This window comes from Actinoplanes oryzae (genome assembly GCF_030757795.1).
In the GTDB taxonomy this organism is placed as follows: domain Bacteria; phylum Actinomycetota; class Actinomycetes; order Mycobacteriales; family Micromonosporaceae; genus Actinoplanes.
This window is the reverse complement of record NZ_JAUQWH010000012.1, coordinates 1-17,797: the sequence shown is the minus strand read 5'-3', so window position 1 is coordinate 17,797 and position 17,797 is coordinate 1. Positions and strand designations below refer to the sequence as shown.

Sequence of the window (17,797 nt, the reverse complement as noted above, 5' to 3'; positions counted from 1 at the left end):
CGCGATCGGCGGGGCGGGTCGTGAGGGGGGCATCGGCCGTTCGGGGGAACGCCCGGCGATGATCGGGGCGAGTCGGAGATCAACGCCCCTGAATTACCCCTGAGCTGTCGGTTTCCGGCCAGGAACGGACACGTGCCGCCCCTAGGCTCGGCCCCTTCGGACTAGCTCGGGGGAGCGCGTCATGGCTTGGCTGGTGTGTGGACGGTGGACCAAGTGGGTCGTCCTGGGGTTGTGGGTGGTGGTGCTGGCGATCGCCGGGCCGCTGGCCGGGAAGCTCACCGGGGTCCAGAGCAACGACAACGAGGCGTGGTTGCCCGGGGAGGCCGAGGCGACGCAGGTCGCGGACCTGCAGGCGCGCTTCGGGCCGGACGACGTCGCGCCCGCGGTGGTCGTCTACGAGAGCGGGTCGGCGATCACGCCCGCGGACCAGGCCGCCGCGAAGGAGGCCGTCGCGCGGCTGCAGCGGGTGCCGGGCGTCGAGGGCCAGGTGACCGGGCCGGTGCCGGCGCAGGACGGCAGGGCGCTGCAGATCATCGTGCCGGTCAAGTTCGACGAGGACGGCTGGGAGAAGCTCGCCGACGTCGCCGACGACATCAAGGCCGCCGCGGGTACGGGCACCGAGGGGCTGGACATGCACCTCGCCGGCCCGGTGGCGACCGCCGCGGACAGCGCCGAGGCGTTCGAGGGCATCGACGGCACGCTGCTCTACACCACGCTCGCGATCGTGACGATCATCCTGCTGATCACGTACCGGAGCCCGGTGTTGTGGCTGTTGCCCATCGTCTCCGCGGGCGTGGCCCTGATCACGGCACAGGCGGTGATCTACCTGCTCGCCGAGTACGCGGGCCTGGTCGTCAACGCCCAGAGCGCCGGCATCCTGACCGTGCTCGTCTTCGGCGCCGGGACCGACTACGCGCTGCTGCTCGTGGCGCGCTATCGCGAGGAGTTGCGGCGCCACCACGACCGGCACGAGGCGATGGCCCTCGCCCTGCACCGGGCCGGCCCCGCCGTCATCGCCAGCGCCGCCACCGTCGCGATCGGCATGTCCTGCCTGGTCCTCGCCGAGGTCAACTCGACCAGCGGGCTCGGGCCGGTCGCCGCGCTCGGCATCGTCGTCGGGCTGCTCGCGATGATCACGCTGCTGCCGGCGCTGCTCGTGATCTTCGGCCGGTGGATCTTCTGGCCGATCCGGCCGCGCGAGGGCACCCCGGAACCGACGGCGACGGGCCTCTGGGCGCGCCTCGGGACGCGGATCGCGCGCCGGCCACGTACCGTGTGGATCGTCACCGCCCTCGCGCTCGGCGCGATGTCGCTGGGGCTGTTCCAGCTGAAGGCCGACGGGCTGCCGCAGGCCGAGCAGTTCGTCAACACGCCGTCGTCGGTCACCGGCGAGGAGGCGCTCGCCCGGCACTTCCCGGCCGGTCAGGGGCAGCCGCTGGTCGTCATCGGCGCGAGCGGCCAGAGCGCGCAGATCCGCGAGGCGGTCGCCGCCACACCCGGCATCAGCGAGGTCGGGCAGCCCGTGACCAACGGCGACCTCGTCATGTACGAGGCGGTGCTCGCCTCCGCCCCGGACAGCGACGAGGCCATGGCCACCGTCGAGCGCGTCCGCGACGCCGTGCACCCGATCGGCGACGCGCAGGTCGGCGGCATGACGGCCATGACGCTCGACATCAACACCAGCAACTCGCACGACAACCGGCTGATCATTCCGCTCGTACTGCTGGTGGTCCTGGTGATCCTCGGCCTGCTCCTGCGCGCGATCGTCGCGCCGCTGCTGCTGATCGCCACGGTCGTGCTGTCCTTCGCGGCGGCGCTGGGCGTGAGCGCCCTGGTGTTCCGGTACGTCTTCGACTTCGCGGGCGAGGACACGTCGTTCCCGCTCTATGTCTTCGTGTTCCTGGTCGCCCTGGGCATCGACTACAACATTTTCCTGATGACCCGGGTACGCGAGGAGGCCCAGAAGCACGGCACCCGCCGGGGCGCCCTCATCGGCCTCGGGGCGACCGGCGGCGTGATCACGTCGGCGGGCATCGTCCTCGCCGGCACCTTCGCGGCGCTGGGCAGCCTGCCCCTGGTGGCCTTCGCCGAGATCGGCTTCGCGGTGGCCTTCGGCGTGCTGCTCGACACCTTGATCGTACGCTCGGTGCTGGTCACCGCCCTGACCCTCGACCTGGGCCGGGTGATGTGGTGGCCCAGCAGGCTCGCCCGGCGCCCGGAGTCCCCGGTGCCGGTGTCCCCGGCGCCGACGGGCCGCGACCTGGATCCGGCGGTGTGACCCACGGGCCGCGCGGCCGATTCGGTCGCGCGGCCCGTGCCCGGGTCTGCTACACAGATCGACGGCCATCCCTCTCTCTCAAGGAGACCGTCGTGCACCCCTCCCGTCGCTCCCTGCTCCTCGCCGGCGGTGCCGCCGGCGCCGGTCTGCTCCTCGGCGCGTCACCCGCAGCGGCCGCGGACCCCGAGGCCGTCACGCCTCGCGCCGCCCTCGACCGGCTCCTCGCGGGCAACCACCGTTTCGTCACCGGGCACGCCCGGCACCCCCACCAGACCCTCGCCGACCTGCACGAGCTCGCCGCCGGCCAGCACCCGTTCGCGATCACCGTCGGCTGCGCGGACTCCCGGGTGTCCCCGGAGGTCCTCTTCGACCAGGGCCTCGGCGACATCTTCGACAACCGCGTCGCCGGCAACATCGTGGACGACCTGCTCCTGGGCAGCACCGAGTTCGCGGTCGAGGAGTTCGGCACCCCGCTCATCGTGGTCCTCGGCCACGAACGCTGCGGCGCGATCAACGCCACCATCGACGCCATCGAGACCGGCGCCGCCGCCCCGGGCCACATCGGCACGATCGTCGACGCCCTGCGCCCGATCGTCGAGCCGGTCCTGCACCACCCGGGCGACGTCGTCGACAACGCCGTCCGCGCCAACATCCGGGCGCAGGTGAACGCCCTCCTGCACCGCAGCGAGCCGATCGCCACCCACGTCCGCGCGGGCACCCTGCGCGTCGTGGGCGCCCGCTACGACCTCGACACGGGAGCCGTCACCCTGGTCTGACCGGGGCGCCGGTTCGCCGTCTCGGCAGTCCCCGCGCGACCCCGCCGACGAGGCGGCGCGCATCTGGCCGACGCCTGCCACGGCCACGCGGTGCACCGCTTGTGGCGCACCGCGTCCGGGGCGGGCCGCGTCCGTGGCGCACCGCGTCCGGGGCGGGCCGCTCGGGGCGGGCCGCTCGGGGCGGGCCGCTCGGGGCGGGCCGCGTCCGGGGCGCGCCGCTCGGGGCGCGCCGCGTCCGGGTCGGGCAGTCAGGACGCCAGGAGACGGCGGAGCTTCGACGACACCTCCGCCAGGGACCAGTGCAATGCGGTTTCCAAGGAGGTGTCCGCCATCAGTTCGCCGACCAGGCCCCGGCCCAGCCAGTAGCCGCAACGGCCCGGCAGCTCGCCACGCCCGTCGGGGCCGCCGGCGAACCACTCGCGTGCGACCTCCTCCCGGCCCAGCTCGGCCGCCGCCCGCCGCCGCAGCGCCGGTTCCTGCTGCCGGCATCGTGCGAGCCACTCGTGGTAGCCCGGAGCGAACCACAAATGACCACTCGCATCGATGTCGGGCAGCAGACGCGTGGTGACGTGGACTGCCAGCCCTTCCCGGAAGAGGTCGGCGGCGAACCCGTCCGGGGGCCAGTCGCGTGCGGCCCGCCGGAGGTGCTCCACGTGCAGCAGCTCGTGCAGGGCCAGCACGACATCGAACCCCGGCCCGGGCAGATGCTCGACGGCCAGGAAGAGCGTGGGTACGTCGTCCACGCGGGTCGCCCAGCCGTTCGCCTTGCCGAGCCCGGCGAGGACCACCGCGTCGACCGGTCCGGCGTCCGGGAGCAGGCGCCTCAGCAGCTCGTGAGCCTTGCGTACGGCATCGCGGGCGCGCGGCGCCCGGCTGAGCAGTTCCTCGCGCCGGGCCACCAGCCCGGGCAGGGCCTCTCCGGCATCGGCCGGGTCGATCCACGCCTCCACCGAGCGGAAGAGTGCGGCGTGTGGGCCGACGACCTTGTCACGCCATTGAGAGACGAGGCGGTCGCCGGGTTGATCGGGGTCGAGGCCGGCGAAGGGGGTGACGAGGTCGCGGATCATCGGGTTCGGAGGCCGTCCAGTAGGAGGTCGAGGAGGCGGGCGGCCCGGGCGGCGTGGGTGCGGGGGTGGGCGACGGTGACGATGCCGATGAGGGCGGCGGCGATGTCCTCGGCGGTGACGTCGGGGCGGAGTTCTCCCGTCGTACGGCCGGCGTCGAGGAGGGCGTCGATGGCCGCGAGCAGCGCGGCCTGGGTCTCGGCGTGGGCGATCTCGCCCGATTCGATCATGGCGAGCAGGGTGTCGAGCATGCCGCTCTTGGTCGCGATCCAGTCTCCGAAGAGTTCCGCCCAGCGGCGCAGCGCCGCGGGCGGGGGCAGCTCGGCGAGCAGCTCTCGGGCGCCGTCGGTGAGCCGGGTGACCTGGTCGCGGTAGACCGCGTCGACGAGGGACTCGCGGGTCGGGAAGTGCCGGTAGAGCGTGGCGATGCCCACTCCGGCCTCGCGGGCGATCGCGCGCATCGAGGGCTCGGTCTCGGCGGACACGAACACGCGGGTCGCGACCTCGAGGAGCTGGTTGCGGTTGCGGGTGGCGTCCGCACGCTGCTCGCGGGGCTCTGCTGCCGACAAACGGATCACGCTCCGGTTTCTGTGTTACGGTGGCCCACGGAAACGGAGCATAGTCCATTTCCTGCGCCAGAGCGTTTCGCCGAGGAGACACGTGCCCATGCACCAGACCACCACCAGCCGCGCGGTCCAGTTCGAGTCGTTCGGCGGCCCGGAGATGCTGATCCTCCGCGAGGTGCCCGCGCCGCAGGCCGGCCCGGGGCAGATCCGCGTACGCGTCACCGCCGCCGGCCTGAACCCGATGGACTGGTTCATGACCTCCGACGCCGCGACCGCCGCCCGCTTCGGCCTGAGCCTGCCGTGCGGGTTCGGCACCGACTACGCCGGCGTCGTGGACCAGGCCGGCGCCGGGGTGACCGGGTTCGCGCCCGGCGACCGGGTGTTCGGCGGCGCCCTCTCCCGCACGGTCGCCGACCACGTGGTGATCGACGTGGCGGGCACCATCGCGGTGGGCGGCGACGCGCACCACACCCCCGACGGCGTCGACGACCGCACCGCCGCCGGCCTCGCCATCGCGGGATCCACCGCGTCGGCCGCGCTCGCCGTCGTCGCACCCGGCCCGGGCGACACGCTGCTCGTCGGCGGGGCGGGAGGCGGGGTCGGCGTGTTCGCCGTGCAGCTCGCCCGGCTCGCGGGCGCGCGGGTGCTCGGGACCGGATCGGCGGCGTCGGCCGCGGCCCTGCGCGCCCTCGGGGCCGAGCCGGTCACCTACGGCGACGGCCTGGCCGGCCGGGTCCGGGCCCTGGCTCCCGGCGGCGTCACCGCGGCCATGGACCTGCACGGCACGGAGACGGCGCAGGCGGCACGGGAGCTCGGTGTCCCGGACGGGCGCATCACGACCATCGCCACGCAGATCGCCGGGATCACCCCGGCGAACGGCGCGAACGCGGCTCCCGGCGCCCTCGAGGAGATCGCGCGGCTAATAGCGGCGGGACGGCTGCGGGTGCCCATCGCGGCGAGCTTCCCGGTCGAGCGGATCCGGGACGCGGTCGAGCTCCAGGCCGGGCGGCACGTGCACGGCAAGGTCGTCATCGACCTCTAGCCCGCCGGCGAAACCGCAGCCGGCGACGAAGAGCCGGCCGAGGAACGCTCAGCCGGCCAGGAAGAGCCGGCCGACGAACACTCAGCCGGCCAGGAAGAGCCGGCCGACGAACGCTCAGCCGGCCAGAGAAAGCCAGCCGCAGTCGGAGCAGACGTCGAAGCCGCGGAACTGCGCGAGCCGCCGCCGCCCGCAGGTCGGGCACACCACCCGGTAGCGCTCGTGATGGCCGTCCTCGCGGCGAGGCGGGTGCACCACGGTGAAGAACAGGCGCCGCTGCCAGGAGCCGTCGCCGGAGTCCACGGCGACGATGCCGGCACGGCGGCCGACGTCGACGCGGGCGAGCAGGCGGGTGTCGGCGCCGGCCGCGGGCGGGACCAGGAGCAGGCCGGCCACGTCGGCGGGCTTGACGTCCTCGACGCCGGAGATGACGGTGGAGTCGCGGCGTACGCCCTCGCCGCCGAGCGTGCCCACCGGGCCGACGGGCAGGTCCGTGCACCAGGGCGGGCGCGGGCCGAGGTCGGACTGGCCGAGGCGGGTGCGGAAGAGCACCCAGAGGCCCAGGTTGTCCGAGCCGACCAGCCCGACCTTGACGTCGGCGCCGCGGTCGTCGTTGAGGCCGAGCAGCTCCGGGCCCCACTTGGTGACCCGCTGCGCGGCGGCCACCGCGGTGCCGAGTCCCGGGTAGAGCACGTCGGCGACCACCTCGGTGAAGCGCCACAGGCCGCCCCGGGCCACGTCGCCGGCGACCTCGTCGCAGCGGGCCGCCGACCATTCCGAGATGCGGCGCTGCTGGGGCCGGGCGGGCAGCTCGCCCGCGAAGACCCGGCGGCCGCCCGTCGCCGCGGCCACCCCGCGGATCGCCGCCGCCCGCGACCCCGCAGCCGGCCGCACCCGCCCGCCGCCGGCCGGGAACACAGCGGCGGGAGTAACCGGGGACACAGCCGCAGGAGGGGCCGACGGCACAGCGGCAGGAGCGGCTGGAGACACAGCGGCAGGAGCGGCCGGGGACATGGGCGCGCCGGGGATGGGCCAGCTCGGCGGCGGCTCGCCGGCCACCGGCGCGTCGGGCGCGAACCAGGACGGCGGCTCGGGCGAGGTCTCGCGGGGGTCGGGGCGCATTGACACATGCTGGCACCGCCCCCAGGCCGCGGCCACCCGCGCGGCGCACCCGGCCAGGCCCGGAAAGTGGCCCTGACCTGGACCATCCCGCGCCGGGCGAAGCGGGACGAGTACCCCGTTCGGGGGAACATCCGCCCGGCCGCCGGCCGCTTGATCGATGAATTCGCATGTGATATGAGCGCCGGGGCTTCGTACAGTGGGCCGCATGGACGTTGATCTGGGCGTGCTGTCGCCGGCGGAGCAGCATGCGTACCGCCTGCTCGTGCGGCTCGGGGCGGCCGGCGCGGAGGAGCTGTCCGCGCACGACGCGATGCCGCCCGGCGAGGCCGCGACCGTCCTCGAGGCGTTGCGCGTCAAGGGCCTGGCCGGTCCCGGGCCGGTGTTCCACCCGCTGCCGCCCGACGTGGCGCTCGGGGACTCGCTCCTGCGGCGGCAGCAGGAGTTGGAGAACGCGCGGCAGGTGGTCGCCGCGCTGAGCGAGGACTATCGGGCGCACGCGCGCCGGCGGGACGCGGAGCACCTGGTCGAGCTCGTGGTGGGCGCCAAGGCGCTGCGGCAGCGGATCCGGGAGATGCAGGACTCGGCGCGCGAGGAGATCCTGTGGTTCTGCCGCGCGAACCCGCTCGCCATGGCCGGCCCGGAGAACGCGGAGGAGGGCTCGGCCCTGGCCCGCGGCGTGCGCTATCGCGCCATCTACGAGCGGGAGCTGCTCGAGCGGCCCGGCGAGCTGGACAGCATCCTCGAGTCGGTGGCGGCGGGCGAGGAGTCGCGCACGCTGCCCGTGCTGCCCGTCCGGCTGGCGATCGCCGACCGGTCCCTGGCGATCTGCCCGCTCGTGCCGGACGAGTCGCGCGGCGTGGGCGAGCCGACCGCGGCGCTGATCCGGTCGAGCGAGCTGCTCGACGCGCTGGTGGCGCTCTTCGAGAGCTACTGGGAGCGGGCGACGCCGCTGACCACCGACGGCTCGCCGCGTTCGGACCTGCGGGAGTCGGAGGTGCTGCTGCTGTCGCTCTTCGTGTCGGGGATGCCGGACAAGTCGATCGCCACGCACCTCGGCGTGAGCAAGCGCACCGTGCAGCGGCGCATCGACCGGCTGATGGACCTGGCCGGGGTGGACACCCGGACCGGCCTGGCGTTCCAGGCGGCCCGCCGGGGCTGGCTCACCACCCCGGCGGACCTCGGGCCTGTCAGCGTCCCCAGGCGTCGATCACCGTCTGGGTGAGCGTGTTGCCGCCGGTGTCCCGGGCGGTGACCCGCAGCGACACGGGCGTCCGGCCCGGCGTGACGAGCGCGGTGGTGCCGACGACCGCCGCCTGCCGCCATTTCGCGCCGCCGTCGGCCGAGAACTCGACCTTGAGCGAGGCCAGCTTGGCGGTCGGCTTCAGCGTGACGCCGAGCGGGCCCGGCTCGTAGCCGATCCCGAGCAGGTGCGGTTGCTTGCCCTGGGCGGAGGAGAAGCCCCACACCGATTCGGTACGGGTCCCGAACGCCCAGTCGTCCCCGCCCCGCGCCGTGGTCACGGTCAGCCGGTAGCTCGCCTGCCCGGGAGTGGTCGTCACGTCCGCCGTGCCGGTGGGCAGCTCGGCGATCGTCGTACCGTTGCGGGCCAGGGTCGCCGACACGGTGTCGGACGGCTTCGCCGCCTGCACGTGGCCGCTGCCGTCCACGAACATCCCGACGCTGAGGTTGAGCACGTCACCGGTGCGCGTGGAGCCGAGGTCGGCCGGACGTACGACGGGAGCCGCCCACGACTCACGCGACGTCCCCGCCCGGAAGCGGCGCGGCTCGTCGTAGAAGCCGCCCTGCAGCGCGCCGCCGAGCATCATCAGCGGGTACGCGTCGTGCACCTGGTGCTGCCACGTCGTGTCGCCGGTGGTCACCCATTCCTCGCGCGTCGACGGCGTCCGGACCGGCCGGGACTCGTCGAGCGTGTAGTCCTGCCACGGGCGCCAGCCGTACCGCTGCTCGCGCACCCAGTCGAAGCCGCCGTTGTCGGCGTACGTCGTCGTGATCCGTGCGCTGTTCGCGGTCGTCACCTGGTAGACGATCTGGTCGGGGATGCTGCCCGAGGAGACCTGCAGCACGTCGTAGAGGTACGGGCTCGACGGGGTGAGGGTCAGGTCGAGCGTGGACGACAGCTTCGTGAGCAGCCGCTGCCCCTCGTCGTACTTGAGCACCAGCGTGACGATCGGCAGCCGCTCCTCGATCGTGGGGTCGAAGACGGTCCACGTGGTGAAGTCCGCCGGCCGGATCAGCAGCACCGCCGCCGCGCCCGCCTCGGCCGCCGCGCGTACCTGCTCGCTCTCGTCCTGCTCCCAGCTGCCCGAGACGACCACGGCCTTGCCCCGGACGTTCTTCGTCCCCCACTTCACGAGCGGGTAGTGCCGCGTGCCGTCGAAGTACGGCGACAGGCCGAGCAGGTTCGCGTCGATCGCCTGGTTCGTGCGGACCAGCGGCGCGACGAGCTGCCAGCGCGAGGAGAACTCGAACGTCCCCTCGGTCACCTTCTTCGTCGCGGCGACGTTCACCTTCTCGACCGCGCTGAAGTGCATGACGCCGTGCGAGAGCTTCCGGCCCGTGGCGGTCTCCCGGTAGTAGTAATAGTTGAGGACCGCCCGCTGCTCGGACGGCTTCGGCGTTTTGATCACGATCGGCTTGGTCTTGCGCGCGTCGAGGACGACGGTCATGTCGCCGGTGACCTTCACCTCGGGCAGCGCGACGAACCACGCCTGCTCGTCCTGCGGCCGCGAGGTCGAGCTCTCCAGGGTCGCGTCGACGATGTAGGAGCCTTCCTGCAGCTCGTACGTGGCCTGCCCGCCCTGCGAGGTGAGCGTGTCGAAGCGGCTGTCGTCGCCGCGCAGCTCGAGCGCCGGGACCAGGGCCGGCTTGCCGTCGGGGCCGATCGCCTTGACCGTCAGCCGGTGGATCGGGCCGTTGACGACCGCGCCGACGGCCGTGGTGACGCTGACGCCGGCGGCGGTCGCGGTGATCCAGCCGCTGACCTGGCCGGGCGTGGTGGTGTCCACGGTGGCCGTGACGGTCGCCGTGCCGTTGGCGGGGACGGTCACCTTCGTGGCGCTGATCTTGACCTTGGCCGGGACGGCCAGGCTCAGGCCGACCGGCGTGCTGCCGTAGTTCCGGTAGGTGATCGTCTTCGGCTCGGCCGGCTGCTCCCGGAAGTCGAGGATTCCGGTCCCGACGACCTTCTGGGTGGTCGCCCGGGCCAGATCGGTGCGGCCGGCGCCCTGGCCGTAGACGGTGACGTCCGAACCGGTCTTCGCCGTGCTGACCAGCGCCTCCTTGAGCTGCGGGCCGGACCAGTCCGGGTGCTGCTGGGCCAGGATCGCGGCGGCCCCGGCGACGTGCGGCGTGGCCATCGAGGTGCCGGACGCGGCGGTGTAGTAGTCGTCGACCACGGTGCCCATCGCGGTGTCCTTGGCGCGCGCGGCCACGATGTCGACGCCCGGGGCGGTGATCTCCGGCTTGAGGCCCATGTCGCCGAGGCGGGGGCCGCGGCTGGAGAACTCGGCGAGCTTGTCGTCGCGGTCCACCGCGCCGACCGTCAGGGCGTCGGCGGCGGCTCCGGGCGTACCGACGGTGGACTCGCCCCCGTCGTTGCCGGCGGCGACGACGAAGAGGGCGCCGCTCGACTCGCTGAGCTCGTCGACCGCGAGGCTCATGGGGTCGAGGCCGTCGGTGGCGCCGCCGCCCAGGCTCATGTTGACGACCTTGGCGCCCGCGGCCACGGCCCACTGCATGCCCGCGATGATCTCGGACTCCTGGCCGTAGCCGTCGTCGCCGAGCACCTTGCCGATCAGCAGGTCGGCACCGTACGCGACGCCCTTGCGCGAGCTGTTCGACGCGGCGCCGGTGCCCGCCACGGTCGCCGCGACGTGCGTGCCGTGGCCGAAGCGGTCCACGGTGTCCGGGCTCGTGCTGAAGTTGGCCGCCTCGGCGATCTTCCCGGCCAGGTCGGGGTGCGTCGCGTCGACACCGGTGTCGAGGACGGCCACCTTGACGCCGCGCCCGTCGAGCCCCTGCTGCCAGGCGGTGGGGGCGCCGATCTGGGCGGTGCTGCGGTCGAGGACGGCCCGGACCTTGCCGTCGAGATAGATCGTCCGGCCCGTGCTGCGGGCCGTGCCCTCCCGCTGCCACCAGGCGGCCAGCTCGGTCTTCGCGGGCTCGACCGGCGTGAACCCGAGACCGCCCGTACGGGCCGTCGCGCTCGCGCTCCTGACGATCAGCGGCAGCGTGGCGGAGTCCGCGTCGCCGTAGCCCTCGGCCAGCAGGTGCTCGACGTCGAACAGCTCGGCGTCGACGCGGCCGGCCTGGAGCAGCGGGATGGCGTCGGCCGGGACGACCCGCAGGCCGCCGTCGCCCTCGAAGGTGTGGAACGTGATCCGCTCCCGCCCCGGCGCCGGGGTGACCGCGACGGCGGCCTTCCCGCCCGCGGGCGTCACGCGCACCTGGTCGCCGGTGACCAGAGTGATCGTCCCGGCCGGGGCGGGCTTGTCGGTCGCCGGCGCGACATCCTTGCCTGTCGCCGGTGCGGCATCGAGGGGGCCCGCGACGGCGGGAGCCGGTATCGCGGCGGCGCCGATCAGGACGCCGGCTAGCAGTCGGCCGAGCATAGGGACTCCTTCATGCGTGGTTCACTGCCACGCATCATGGGGTCCCCGAATTGACATCCATGTTTCGTCTCGCTGGTCACAAGTAGCCATGGCGCGATGTGGACACGGCTCAGTCGGGGGCGGCGGGCCCCTCCAGACCGGCGCGCTCGTCGCGCTCCGCCCATTCCAGCAGCGGGCCCAGGTCGTACGCGGTGTCGTCGATCGCCGCGTGCAGATCGCCCAGCGCCGCGAACCGTGCGGGCATGGTGAGCAGCGTGAAGTCGTCCGGCTCGGCGTCGTCGATCTCGTCCCAGCGGATCGGCGCCGACACGGTTCCCCGCTGGTTGCCGCGCACCGAATAGGCACTGGCGATCGTGTGGTCCCGCGCGTTCTGGTTGTAGTCGACGAACAGCGCCTTCGGATCCCGGTCCTTGCGCCACCACGTCGTCGTCACCTCCCCGGGCGCCCGCCTCTCGACCTCACGGGCAAAGGCCAGAGCAGCCCGGCGTACGTCGCCGAAGCCCCACTCCGGGCGGATGCGCACATAGACGTGCATCCCGCGCCCGCCCGACGTCTTCGGAAAGCCCGTGATGCCCAGCTCGCCGAGCACTTCGCGGGTCACGTGCGCGGTGCGGCGTACGGTGTCGAAGCCGCACTCCGGCATCGGGTCGAGATCGATCCGCCATTCGTCGGGCCGCTCGACGTCCGCCCGCCGCGAATTCCACGGGTGGAACTCGACGGTCGACATCTGCACCGCCCAGACCACCTCCCCCAGCCCCGTCACGCACAACTCGTCGGCGTGCCGGTTATAGCGCGGAAACGTCACCCGCACGGTTTCCAGCCACGCCGGAGCACCATTCGGAACCCGCTTCTGATGCACCTTCTCGCCGGCCAGCCCGTCCGGGAAGCGGTGCAGCATGCACGGGCGCTCCCGCAGCGCGCGCACGATGCCGTCGCCCACCGAGAGGTAGTACTTCGCCAGGTCCAGCTTGGTGAGGCCGAGCTCGGGAAAATAGACCCGGTCCGGGTTGGAGATCCGCACCGAGTGCTCCCCCGCCTCCAGCTCCACCGCGGGCGTCTTCGAGGCCATGACCACCAACGTAACGGCTCGGCCCCGGCGCCGCGCGCCTTCGCGCACCGTTCCTTCTCAGGTCGCGTCGCGCCATTCCAGCCAGCGGCGGAGCTCGGTCAGGTCGTAATCGGGGCCGGAGGTGATGACGGTGGCCATGCCGACGCCGTGCTTCACGAGCTCGGGACCGACCGTTTCCGGGTCGCCGCGCACGAAGGTCGAGCGGGTGATGGCGGCCGGGTCGCGGCCCAGGTCGCGGCAGTATCCGTCGAGCTCCCGGCTCTTGGCGCCGAGCTGCTCCCCCTCCGCGAAGGTGTGCCAGATGTCGGCGTGCCGGGCCACGAGCCGGAGCGCTTGCGGCCCGTCGGCCGCCACCAGGATCGGAATCTTGCGGGTGGGCGGCGGATTCAGGACGGTGAGCCGGTGCTCGATGCGACGCAAGGCCTCACCCAGCTCGCGTACGCGTTCTGCCGGCGACCCGAACGCGTATCCGTACTCCTCCGCCTCCCACGCCCGGAATCCCGCGCCCAGCCCCAGAACGAGCCGGCCGCCGCTGATGTGGTCGACCGTGCGGGCCATGTCGGCGAGCAGATCGGGATTGCGGTAGGAGACGCAGCTGACCATCGTGCCGATCTCGGCCCGGATCGTCGACTCCGCCCAGGCGCCGAGCATCGTCCACGCCTCGAAGTGCTTGTCGTCCCGGTCCTTGCCGAGCGGAAAGAAATGGTCCCAGTTGACGATGGCGTCGGCGCCGAGGGCGTCCGCCGCGCGGGCCGCCTCCCGGATGGCCGGGTAATCGGCTCGTTCCTGAGCGATCTGGACCGCGATGCGCATGGGTCACCTTTCCCGGACGTCTCCTGGAGTCGCGTGCACGCGGCCGGACCACCGGCGGGATCGCGCCCGTCCCGATGCTCCGGCCCCGGGCTTCGCGGCGCAGGGGGCACGCGTACAAAATCTTTATGGTCATGCATGGAGAAAGGCGAGCACCGCAAGCACCCGCCGGTTGTCGTCGTCGGACGGGGGCATGGCGAGCTTGGTGAAGATGTTGTTGATGTGCTTGCTCACCGCCTTTTCCGTGACGAAGAGCTTGGCCGCGATGGCCGCGTTGGAGCGGCCCTCGGCCATCTGCCCCAGGACCTCCTTCTCGCGTACGGTCAGGGCGGCCAGCGGCTCGCGGCGGGCCAGCAGCTGCGACACCACCTCGGGGTCCATGGCCGTGCCGCCGCCCGCGACCCGGCGGACCGCGTCGATGAACTGGCTCACGTTGGCGACCCGGTCCTTGAGCAGATAGCCCACGCCGCCGCGCGCGTCGGTGAGCAGCTCGCGGGCGTAGAGCGGCTCGACGTGCTGGGAGAGGACCAGCACCGGCAGGCCGGGCAGCTCGGCGCGCGCGGCGATCGCGGCCTGCAGGCCCTCGTCGGTGAAGGTCGGCGGCAGGCGTACGTCCACGACCGCCACGTCCGGGCGGTGGCGCAGCAGGGCCGGGAGCAGCGCGGGCCCGTTGTCGACCGCCTCGGCCACCTCGCAGTCGAAGGCCTCCAGGATGCGGGTCAGGCCGTCCCGGAGGAGGGCGAGGTCCTCGGCGATGACAACACGCACGGCAGCTCCAGAGTCACGACAGTCGGCCCGCCCGGCGGGGAGGACAGCGTCATCGTGCCATCGAAGGCGGCGAGACGGCGTTCGATGCCGCGCAGCCCGGTGCCCCCGGAGGCGTCCGCGCCGCCGCGGCCGTCGTCGAGCACCACCATGAGCAGCCGGTCGTCGGCGTGGCGCAACGTGACCGCCGCGGTATGCGCGCCGCTGTGCCGGACCACATTGGTCAGCGCCTCGGCCACCACGAAGTAGGCCGCCGACTCGACCGGCGTCTCCGGCCGTCCGGGCAGATCGATGTCCACCCCGACCCGCAGCGGCAGGCTCATCGCGAGCGCGCGGACGGCCCCGTCGAGCCCGCGCTCGGCCAGGACGGGCGGGTGGATGCCGCGGACGAGATGCCGCAGCTCGGTCAGCGCGTCACCGCTCGTCTCGCGCGCCTCGCCGAGCAGCTTGCGGGCCGCGGCCGGGTCGCGTTCGAGCAGCTCCTCGGCCAGGCCGATGGTCATGCCCAGCGACACCAGCCGGGCCTGGGCGCCGTCGTGCAGATCCCGCTCGATCCGCCGCAGCTCGGCGGCCTGCGCGTCGACCGTGCCGGCCCGCGTCTCGGTCAGCTGCGCCACCCGCAGCCGCAGCTCGGCGGCCCGCGTCGGCGCCAGGAACAACCGGGCGAAGTGGGCATCGGTCCACCGCAGCCACGGCGCCGCGGCGATGCCGAGCGCCAGGATCACGACGCCCTGGGGCAGGGAGAGCAGCCCCTCGCTGAAGGACTGGATCGGCCAGAAGAGCCCGTAGCCGTACCAGTCGACGCCCAGGTAGAGCCAGAGCGGCAGCAGCGTGATCCCCTCGATGCCGTAGAGGGGCAGCGCCAGTCCGACGATGCCGAGCACCAGCCCGGAGACCGCACCCGGGATCAGCCACGCGAGGTCACGCCAGGTGGCCGGGTCGGTGAGGATCCACTTGTACCGCCGCCAGCCGCCGGGCAGCGACTTCTGCGGGCGGGGAGCGTACGGCTCGGCGATCGGCACGCCACTGCGCGCGGCGAGCCGGCGGGCCAGGTTCGCGCGGCCGCGCACGGCCCACGTCATGAACGGCAGCGCCACCATCCCGACCCCGGCGACCGGGGTCAGCGCCAGCGCCAGCACCCAGAGCACCAGCAGCGGGAAGTTCAGCACCGACAGCAGGATCCCGAGCGCCCCGAACCCGACGGCCCGCACCCCGTCCGTCACCCACGACCGCGTTTCCATGCCGCCATTGTGGGGGGTGAACCCGCCCCCGGTCGGTAGTGCTGGCACCCCTCTCCGCGGGGACCTCGCACTCCTGACGCGCGGCCCCGGGCACGGGACCGTCAAGGGCATGACAACTTCCACCCTGCCCCGTACGGCCGGCAGCGACTTCGCCGAACTGGCCCGGCGCATCAACCGGGCCGGCCTGCTGCACCGCAGGCCCGGCTACTACACGATCCGGCTCAGTCTCGTGGCCCTGCTGCTCGGCGGCGGCTGGACGGCCTTCGCGCTCGCCGGCGCCACCTGGTGGAGTGCGGCCGTCGCCGTGGTGCTCGCCGTCGCGTACGCCCAGGTGGCGCTGGTGGCCCACGACCTGGCCCACCGCCAGGTGTTCCGCCGCGCCGGGGCGAGCGGCCGGGCGGGCATGATCGCCGCGAACCTGGCGATCGGCATGAGCTACGGCTACTGGACGGACAAGCACACCAAGCACCACGCCAACCCCAACCACGACGACCTCGACCCGGACGTCGCGCCGGCCGTGCTGGTCTGGTCGCCCGAGGCCGCCCGGGCCCGCCGCGGCCGCTTCGACCGCTGGCTGACCAGGAACCAGGCCTGGCTGTTCTTCCCGTTGCTGACGCTGCTCGGCCTGAGCCTCCGCAAGGACAGCATCCGGGCCCTGCTCACCGGCCCGATCAAGCACCGCACCCGCGAGAGTCTGCTGCTGGGCGCGCACCTCGCCGCCTACGCCGCGGCCCTGCTGCTGGTGCTGACGCCGCTGCAGGCGCTGGTGTTCTTCGCGGTCCACCAGGGACTCTTCGGGGTGTACCTCGGCCTGACCTTCGCCCCGAACCACAAGGGCATGCCGCACCCGACCGGCACCGAGGACTTCCTCCGCAAACAGGTCCTCACCAGCCGCAACGTCTGCGGCGGGCGACTGACCGACATCGCCCTGGGCGGCCTCAACTACCAGATCGAACACCACCTCTTCCCGTCCATGCCCACCCCCCACCTGCGCCGCGCCCAGCCCATCGTCCGCGCCTACTGCGACGAGATCGGGGTGCCCTACGAAGAAACCGGCCTGGCCGAGTCCTACGCCACCGCCCTGCGCCACCTCCACGCCGTGGGCGCCGACCTCCGCCGCTGACCCGCCGCGGCTCTCGCTCCCCCTCACACCGCCCGCGGCGCCGGGGGCGCGCGTGGCACTCAGTCACCCGCCTCCCACCGGCGCCGCCCGGCCCTTGGCGTGGGGCGCCGGAGTCACCGGCGCGTGACGGGTGACCCGGCACGACAGCCCCAGCAGCCCCAGACGATCCACCCAGCGCGAACTCCGCACCGCTGCCGTCGCCGATCGGGCTCACCGCCTGGGCCGGGCTTGGCGGTCGGCTTGCTCATCCGGCTCGCCTCAGCGATCGTCGTGCTCGGGCGGGGCTTGGCGCCGCAGGGGCGGCGTTGTCCCGTCTCTGCTCGTTGCATCCGTTCCGGCGCCCGAGTCGGCACCCGGGCCGGCGATCGGACCGGCGCCCGGATCAGCGGTCGGGTCGGTCGGGCCGGCGGCCGGAGCTGTCGGGTCCGGTGTGCCCGGTCCGGCGAAGAGGCTGTGCCACTCGGGCGTGCCCGCATCGGTGGCCCGGCTCCGCGACGCCGAGACGTCCGCATCCGGCCACCGGCTCTGTAGCCCAGGAGTGCCCGCGCCGGCCGGCCAGCCTCCCGAGATGCTCCCGCTGGTCGGCAGACCCGGCGGTCCCGGGGTGCTCGCGCCGGTCGGCGGGCCCGGGGTGCTCGCGGCGGCCGGCGGTCCCGAGGCGCCCGCGCCGGCCGGCGGTCCCGGGGTGCTCGCGGCGGCCGGCGGGCCCGGGGTGCTCGCGGCGGCCGGCGGCCTCGAGGTGCCCGCGCCGGCCGGCGGGCGCGGCGGCTGCGGGGTGGGCGAGTGCGGCCGGTGGGACGGGGGGCCGGGCGCTTCGGGGAGGCGCAGGCGGGAGTCGTTGAGGAGCAGGAGCTGGGCGACCCAGGCGGCGCGCTGGGCGGCGTCGCGGATGTGTCTCGGGCGGATCGGCTCCTTGATGCGGAGGACGAGGACGAGTTCGTCGCCGCCCATCGACCACGGGGGCACGGTCTCCTCGAAGTGGACGTGGCGGAGGACGTCGTCGATCAGCCTCGGCTCGCCCACGATGTCGAAGCGGTCCTCGAACTTCTTGCCGCTCGGGTGGTTGCGGCGCAGCACCGCCACCCGGGGCAGCGTGCGGGGCAGGCGCACCGCCGCGAAGACGCCGGTGCCCTCCTGCTCGGTGAGGCGGGGCAGCGCGTCGCCCGACCAGACGATCTCCCCGGCGACGACGCGCAGCCCGTCCACCGTGCCCATCCGGGCCCGCAGCGGGGTGGCCGCGTGGCCCAGGAGCGAGGAGGCCCACGGCCACGGACCCGCGGCCGGGAGCTCCTCCCACTCGACCCAGGCCGCCA

The 17,797-nt window shown here is 73.7% G+C and carries 13 protein-coding genes and 1 pseudogene; 5 read left to right on the top strand and 9 right to left on the bottom strand.

Annotation, left to right across the window (positions count from 1 at the left end):
- Positions 1 to 181: 181 nt before the first annotated feature.
- Together RBH18_RS06485 and RBH18_RS06480 are read left to right on the top strand one after the other, a co-directional pair.
- Positions 182 to 2,278: an MMPL family transporter gene (locus RBH18_RS06485; protein WP_306205030.1), complete on the top strand. Its 2,097-nt coding sequence runs from the start codon at positions 182 to 184 to the stop codon at positions 2,276 to 2,278.
- Positions 2,279 to 2,370: 92 nt separating this feature from the next.
- The gene (locus RBH18_RS06480) at positions 2,371 to 3,054 is read left to right on the top strand and encodes a carbonic anhydrase (protein WP_306205029.1); all 684 of its coding nucleotides are present in this window, start codon (positions 2,371 to 2,373) and stop codon (positions 3,052 to 3,054) included.
- Positions 3,055 to 3,302: 248 nt separating this feature from the next.
- Here the strand turns inward: RBH18_RS06480 and RBH18_RS06475 are convergent, their stop codons facing one another.
- On the bottom strand, positions 3,303 to 4,121 hold the full coding sequence (locus tag RBH18_RS06475; RefSeq protein WP_306205028.1) for a hypothetical protein: 819 nt from the start codon (positions 4,119 to 4,121) through the stop codon (positions 3,303 to 3,305).
- Positions 4,118 to 4,696 (bottom strand): TetR/AcrR family transcriptional regulator, encoded by a 579-nt coding sequence (locus RBH18_RS06470; protein ID WP_306205027.1) that lies wholly within the window; start codon positions 4,694 to 4,696, stop codon positions 4,118 to 4,120. The genes RBH18_RS06475 and RBH18_RS06470 overlap by 4 nt, the downstream gene beginning before the upstream one ends.
- An 88-nt stretch (positions 4,697 to 4,784) precedes the next feature.
- Between RBH18_RS06470 and RBH18_RS06465 the strand changes: the two genes are divergently transcribed.
- On the top strand, positions 4,785 to 5,726 hold the full coding sequence (locus tag RBH18_RS06465; RefSeq protein WP_306205026.1) for an NADP-dependent oxidoreductase: 942 nt from the start codon (positions 4,785 to 4,787) through the stop codon (positions 5,724 to 5,726).
- A gap of 114 nt (positions 5,727 to 5,840) precedes the next feature.
- On the opposite strand, the gene RBH18_RS06460 is transcribed toward RBH18_RS06465, so the two are convergent.
- Complete coding sequence (locus tag RBH18_RS06460) at positions 5,841 to 6,641, bottom strand: hypothetical protein (protein ID WP_306205025.1); 801 nt, start codon at positions 6,639 to 6,641, stop codon at positions 5,841 to 5,843.
- 409 nt (positions 6,642 to 7,050) lie between these two features.
- On the opposite strand from RBH18_RS06460, the gene RBH18_RS06455 reads away from it, so the two are divergent.
- A complete protein-coding gene (locus RBH18_RS06455) occupies positions 7,051 to 8,067 on the top strand; it encodes a helix-turn-helix domain-containing protein (protein ID WP_306205024.1) in 1,017 nt (338 codons plus the stop codon).
- On the opposite strand, the gene RBH18_RS06450 is transcribed toward RBH18_RS06455, so the two are convergent.
- From RBH18_RS06450 to RBH18_RS06430, 5 genes are all read right to left on the bottom strand, one after another.
- Positions 8,033 to 11,476 (bottom strand): S8 family serine peptidase, encoded by a 3,444-nt coding sequence (locus tag RBH18_RS06450; protein WP_306205023.1) that lies wholly within the window; start codon positions 11,474 to 11,476, stop codon positions 8,033 to 8,035. The two genes, RBH18_RS06455 and RBH18_RS06450, sit on opposite strands and share 35 nt — an antisense overlap.
- 109 nt (positions 11,477 to 11,585) lie before the next feature.
- Positions 11,586 to 12,545: a non-homologous end-joining DNA ligase gene (gene ligD, locus RBH18_RS06445; protein WP_306205022.1), complete on the bottom strand. Its 960-nt coding sequence runs from the start codon at positions 12,543 to 12,545 to the stop codon at positions 11,586 to 11,588.
- Positions 12,546 to 12,602: 57 nt separating this feature from the next.
- The gene (locus RBH18_RS06440) at positions 12,603 to 13,358 is read right to left on the bottom strand and encodes an LLM class F420-dependent oxidoreductase (protein ID WP_306205021.1); all 756 of its coding nucleotides are present in this window, start codon (positions 13,356 to 13,358) and stop codon (positions 12,603 to 12,605) included.
- 129 nt (positions 13,359 to 13,487) lie between these two features.
- On the bottom strand, positions 13,488 to 14,123 hold the full coding sequence (locus RBH18_RS06435; RefSeq protein ID WP_306205020.1) for a response regulator transcription factor: 636 nt from the start codon (positions 14,121 to 14,123) through the stop codon (positions 13,488 to 13,490).
- On the bottom strand, positions 14,075 to 15,361 hold the full coding sequence (locus tag RBH18_RS06430; RefSeq protein ID WP_306205019.1) for a sensor histidine kinase: 1,287 nt from the start codon (positions 15,359 to 15,361) through the stop codon (positions 14,075 to 14,077). The genes RBH18_RS06435 and RBH18_RS06430 overlap by 49 nt, the downstream gene beginning before the upstream one ends.
- A 109-nt stretch (positions 15,362 to 15,470) precedes the next feature.
- On the opposite strand from RBH18_RS06430, the gene RBH18_RS06425 reads away from it, so the two are divergent.
- Positions 15,471 to 16,484 carry a fatty acid desaturase family protein gene (locus tag RBH18_RS06425; RefSeq protein WP_306205018.1) on the top strand — a complete coding sequence of 338 codons (1,014 nt, stop codon included), beginning with the start codon at positions 15,471 to 15,473 and terminating at the stop codon, positions 16,482 to 16,484.
- Between the two features lie 258 nt (positions 16,485 to 16,742).
- On the opposite strand, the pseudogene RBH18_RS06420 reads toward RBH18_RS06425, so the two are convergent.
- Positions 16,743 to 17,797, bottom strand: a pseudogene (locus RBH18_RS06420) (hypothetical protein); the annotation flags it as partial.